The 1,384-nt window shown below is 61.3% G+C and carries 1 protein-coding gene; it reads right to left on the reverse strand.

Features of this window, described 5'->3' with window-relative positions; genetic code table 11:
• A partial coding sequence (locus tag KOR42_RS26265) for a terminase gpA endonuclease subunit (RefSeq protein ID WP_146512750.1) occupies positions 1-1,384 on the reverse strand: 1,384 nt, incomplete at both ends.

A 1,384-nucleotide genomic window follows, 5' to 3' on the forward strand; every position in this document is an offset into this window, starting at 1 on the left:
CCTTTGCCGTTCACAAACTCTTCGGTCTGGCGTTCCGCCGTCAGGTGTTTGCCCAGCGAGAGGTGTTCATGGGGAGGAGCCTGAAACAGTGTCATCGCGCCCGGTTCGTTGAGCGGAGTTGTCAGCCGCTGATGCACCCAGGTTTTCCAGTGGTCGGCGTTGATCTCGAACAGGTACTGATGCGTCGCCCGGATCCAGTTCACATGGAACCCTTCACCGATGTGCTTGACGATGGAACCGGTCGACGTCGGTCGGTTGTACCATTGCTGTCGCTGCTGCGATGCGCCGCGACCGACCGAAGGGTAGAACCCCTGCACCGTCTGGCTGAACCCGTACACCACATCGATCATATAACCGGCGTCGATTAGCACCACGCCCGGGATGATCGTTTCACCGAGTGATGTGGGATCGGCATCGTTGAGGGCCAGTCTCCAGCCTGAGACACACATCTCCGCGAACTCACGCAGCGCCACCGTGAGGGCTTTTTCGACTCCCAGGTCCAGGGAAGCGACTTCGATCCGTCCGTAGTCGACGATGTGACCGGTCGCCTGCGGCTGCCAGGCGACGACCATCCAGTGACAGAGATGTTTGCCGAGGTCGATCGCTGCGGTGAGTTGCGTGGTCTCACTCGGCAGCACCCCGCGCGGCCAGCGACCGAGTCGACGGGTGATCTCTTCGGCCTGTAAGGCCGTCTCAGCCCAGCGGGATGGCAGCACCGGCAGACACCACACGAACTGTCGCATCTCCCGTTCAGCGTTTTCTTCTTCGGCAGAACGTGAGGCCCGCCATTCATCGGCCGCGATATCACCGGCGGTCAGGAACAGATTGTGGACCGCCGACCAGCGGAACCCCAGTGTTTCGGTTCGAGGAGGGTCACCGGTCAGGGTCCCGTGCTCATCGACCTGCTGACCGGCATGCACCAGTTGTGATTGAGCATTGGCAGTGATCCGCTCCTGTTCACTCCACGCCGCAGTACACTCCGGACAGATAAAGACCCCGGCATCCCGGGCAGCGGTCTGAGATTCCGCATCTTTCCAGCCGGTCAGGTGTTCCCGTTCGGGCAACACCCACTGCTGACAGTGAGGACAGGGAAGCAGGATCTGCGACCGGGTTCCCTGCTGGTACTCCTGCCAGGTCCGTCCTTCCTGAGTCGAGACCGTGCATTCCAGATAGATCCGTTTGCGGGAACCGTAGGCTCGAGTCCGGGCTTCGAGCTGGGTCACCTTGTCCGCTTCTCGCGACGAAGCGCCCGGCTGGTCCATGCCATCGGTCTCGGTAATCACCACCACGCGCGAGGTAAACCCGGCTCGACTCTTGTCACCGCCTCCTCCCGACATGAACTTGAGAGTCGCTCCGTTGAGGAACTGAATCGCTTCGACTGAGC

It is taken from the genome of Thalassoglobus neptunius (assembly GCF_007859735.1).
Lineage (GTDB): Bacteria > Planctomycetota > Planctomycetia > Planctomycetales > Planctomycetaceae > Thalassoglobus > Thalassoglobus neptunius.